This window comes from Corallococcus llansteffanensis, assembly GCF_003612055.1.
In the GTDB taxonomy this organism is placed as follows: domain Bacteria; phylum Myxococcota; class Myxococcia; order Myxococcales; family Myxococcaceae; genus Corallococcus; species Corallococcus llansteffanensis.
Genome location: NZ_RAWB01000819.1, coordinates 1 through 3,307 on the forward strand (window position 1 = coordinate 1; position 3,307 = coordinate 3,307).

A 3,307-nucleotide genomic window follows, 5' to 3' on the forward strand; every position below is an offset into this window, starting at 1 on the left:
GCCTTGGACCGTGGCGGTCTCAAGGGCATGGGCGGGAAAAAGGGGGCAGGACCGTGGACATGAAGACGAAGAAGGACCTCGCGGTGGATTTCATCAACACCATCCGCACCATGGAGCCGAGCGCTCTGAACGCCCTGATCGTGAAGGAGGCGGGCGAGGAGCTGGCCCAGTTCTTCCTCAACTACAGCGCGAACCTCATCTCCAAGGATCCTTCGCGGGTGCTGGAGAACACCTCGTCGCTGATGCTGATGGGCTACCTCATCCGCACCTACGAGGAGAAGAACACCCAGGCCAAGCAGGGCAACTTCCAGTCCTACGCCTTCGCCTGAGGGACGGGCCCTCTTCCGGGCGTCTTCCCGGGCGTTCGCGCAGGCTCGACAGGCCCAAGGAGGCCTGTTAGGCACGGCTCGCCCATGCTCATCGACCTACACGCCCATTCCCACCTGTCCAAGGGGTGCGACCTGGAGCCGCGCGCCGTGCTGGAGCGGGCGGCGCTGTTCGGCCTGGACGCGGTCGCGTTCACGGAGACCAACACCCAGGACGGCTGCGACGAGCTCTTCGAGATCGGCGCCAAGGCCAAGGTGAAGGTCTTCGTGGGCCTGGAGCTCGTCACGGACCGGGGCCAGTACCTGTGCTTCTTCCCGAAGCCGGAGATGGCGCCGGAGCCCGTGCAGCTGTGGGGGAGCAACCGGGAGAAGCCGTGGAGCGCGGCGGAGTGCCTGCCCAAGGTGAAGGCCCTGGGCGCGGCCATCGTCGCGGCGCGGCCGTTCGACCGGGACGTGCCCAACCCCGCCATGGAGTACGTGCGCTCGCTGTCGGGCGTGCTGTGCGCCGTGGAGGGCTACAACGCCAAGGTGAAGCAGACGGCCAACGACCTGGCCGTGGAGGCCGCGGACGTGCTCAAGCTGCCCTGCGTGGGCGGCAGCGACGCGCGCGGCTCCCTGGACGAGATGGGCCGGGGCGCGACCTTCTTCAAGCGCGACGTGCTCACCCAGGCGCAGCTCGTGGAAGAGCTCTTCAAGGGCGACTACTGGCCGGTGATGGCCGGCGAATTGCCCCGCCTCACCCGTCCCGGCGAGGCCCAGGCCCAGCGCAAGGGCGGCGGGGGCGGCGGCGGCAAGAAGCAGCACCGCCGCGGCGGCCGTCGCTAGGCGTCTTCACCGCCCTCAGGGCAGGACGGCGTTGCCCGCTTCCTCGGCGCGCACCAGGCGGCCGTCGGTGAGGAACGCCTTGCGGCGCTCCCCGGCGTAGCGCCACTCCTCGTTCTTCGCGGTGCCCTCCAGCGTGCGGCGCACCGTCTCCGGCGGGCCCCAGGCCATGCGCACCGCGTCCGCGGGCATGTCCGCGACGAGCTTCTTCGTGCGCACCGCCTCCTTCACCGTGGCGCTGAAGCCGTCCAGCTGATCCGTCAGCGAGCGCGGCGACAGCGTCTTCTCCAGCTCCGTGCGGAAGTCGGCCGGGCGGTCCAGGTTGGGCGGGAGCACCAGCACCACCTGTTCACCCGGCGGCGCGCCCTCCACCGTGAGGTACACCCACGGCCAGGAGCGCGGGGTGTAGAGGAGGCGCTCGGTGACGACCCACGCGGTGGGGAACTCCACCTTCGTGATCCGCACGCGCGCGCCCGCGGGCACCGTGGCCTGGATGGCGCCGGGGCTGATGGGCTTGCCGCTGGTGTCGTCCAGGAGCCGCACGTCCTCGGGCGGGTAGGGCGTCAGCAGCCGCTTGGAGCCGTCCCCGAAGAAGGGCGTCAGGTACGCGGAGACGCGCAGGTACTGATCCGCGTCCGGGCCGGTGAGGGCGCGGTCCAACGAGGCGCGATCCTCGGGGGACATGCGGGTGGCGGAGGCGCAGCCGGCACCGATGCCAGCACTGACAACGGCCAGCAGCGGCACCAGGAGGAGGGACGACGGGCGGGAGGAGGAACGCGTCATGGCACCTGGACGCGCGCGGGATGGAACGCGCGCGGAACGGGTGCCTGCTTAGCCTAGCGGATGGCCTGCGTCAGCGCCGGCGTGTCCGTCGCGGCGAGCTTGCCGTTGCGGCAGCCGCGCTGCGCGGGACACACCGGACCCCGCCCGTGCGGGTCGGCGACCAGGAGGAACCGCCCCTGCCCCCGCGCATCCGTCAGCTCCGGATGACCGCACAGCGCGCAGTGGCGGGGAGGACGCTTCGAGGGCGGGAAGGGCACGACACGAAGTGTGCGCCCACCCCAGGCCCCCAGCGAATTTTCGGCCGTCGGTGTTCCGGCGGACCGCTACGACTTGTCGCCGGACGCGGACGACGTGCTCCCGGAGGAGGCCGCGGGCGTGCTGCTGGCCGCGGGCGTGCTGCTGGCCGGCGCGGCGGTGCTCGTCGAGGGCGATGACGTGGTGGACGAAGACGACGAAGCGCCTCCGCCGTCCTTCTTCGTGGAGCCGTAGAGGTCCGAGTACCAGCCACCGCCCTTGAGGTGGAAGCTGGAGCGGCTGACCTGCTTGGTCAGCGTTCCCCCGGCGCCGCACGCGGTGCACGCGGCGGGAGCGGGGTCGGACATCTTCTGCAGCACGTCGATGGTCTTTCCACAGGCCGAGCAGCCGTACTCGTAGATGGGCATGGGGTGGGTACCTCGTCTCAGGGCGAAGGGGGAACGGTCTGGGAGGAGAGCTGCTTGCGCAGGGACTCCGCCAGACCCAGGCGCTCGAAGGCGCGGGTGACCAGCTCCGCGGGCGCGCCGTGTTTACGACCCACGACGTTGGCCAGCGAGTGGAGATCAGTGGCGTCCGACATCGAATCCTTCACCAGTCGCTCCAGCTCCTTGCGGAGCGAGTCGGTGAACTTCTTCTGGATGCCCAGGTCCGCCAGGTACTTGTCCCGGCCGAGCAGATCCAACCGGTGGGTGAGGTGGGAGTTGGTCAGCACCTCGGAACGGAACCGCTCGCGCAGGGTCTCCACTTCCGCGGAGAGGTGGAGCGCGTGCGTCAGCCGCTGCAGCTCGCTGGGGCTCAGGCCGAGCGCCCAGGCCACGCGGCCGGTGGCGCCACGCTGCGTGGCGTAGGCGGTCAGGAGGTTGTTCCGCTCCCGCTCCTCCAGCACCTCCATGATGCCGTGCTGGCGCAGCGCGTTCTCCATGTCCACCTGGGTCAGCTCGCCGCGCGGGCCATTGTAGCGGTGCTCCAGCGTGCGCAGCAGCGAGTAGCGGTGCTCGGTGGCCTCGATGGCCTCCTCCAGCGTGGCCTTGCCCTCGGCGCGCGTCAGTTCGAAGAACGACAGTCGCTGGGCCTCCACGCGGGTGAAGCGGCCGCGGGGGCGGGGCAGCTCGCGCTTGATG

Annotated in this window: 5 protein-coding genes and 1 pseudogene; 2 read left to right on the plus strand and 4 right to left on the minus strand. The window is 70.5% G+C overall.

The genetic code is table 11. The annotated features are described in order from the left end of the window. Positions 1-53 precede the first annotated feature (53 nt). Positions 54-329: a hypothetical protein gene (locus D7V93_RS40675; protein ID WP_120538309.1), complete on the plus strand. Its 276-nt coding sequence runs from the start codon at positions 54-56 to the stop codon at positions 327-329. A gap of 84 nt (positions 330-413) precedes the next feature. Then, a complete protein-coding gene (locus D7V93_RS40680; RefSeq protein ID WP_120648377.1) occupies positions 414-1,151 on the plus strand; it encodes a PHP-associated domain-containing protein in 738 nt (245 codons plus the stop codon). Positions 1,152-1,166: 15 nt separating this feature from the next. Here the strand turns inward: D7V93_RS40680 and D7V93_RS40685 are convergent, their stop codons facing one another. The 4 genes and pseudogenes from D7V93_RS40685 to D7V93_RS40700 form a co-directional block, all read right to left on the minus strand. Beyond that, on the minus strand, positions 1,167-1,931 hold the full coding sequence (locus D7V93_RS40685; RefSeq protein WP_120648378.1) for a hypothetical protein: 765 nt from the start codon (positions 1,929-1,931) through the stop codon (positions 1,167-1,169). Positions 1,932-1,984: 53 nt separating this feature from the next. Next, the gene (locus tag D7V93_RS40690) at positions 1,985-2,188 is read right to left on the minus strand and encodes a hypothetical protein (protein ID WP_120648379.1); all 204 of its coding nucleotides are present in this window, start codon (positions 2,186-2,188) and stop codon (positions 1,985-1,987) included. Positions 2,189-2,254: 66 nt separating this feature from the next. Further along, positions 2,255-2,593, minus strand: a complete 339-nt coding sequence (locus D7V93_RS40695; protein WP_120648380.1) for an FmdB family zinc ribbon protein — start codon at positions 2,591-2,593, stop codon at positions 2,255-2,257. Between the two features lie 17 nt (positions 2,594-2,610). Continuing rightward, a pseudogene (locus D7V93_RS40700) lies at positions 2,611-3,307 on the minus strand (hypothetical protein); the annotation flags it as partial.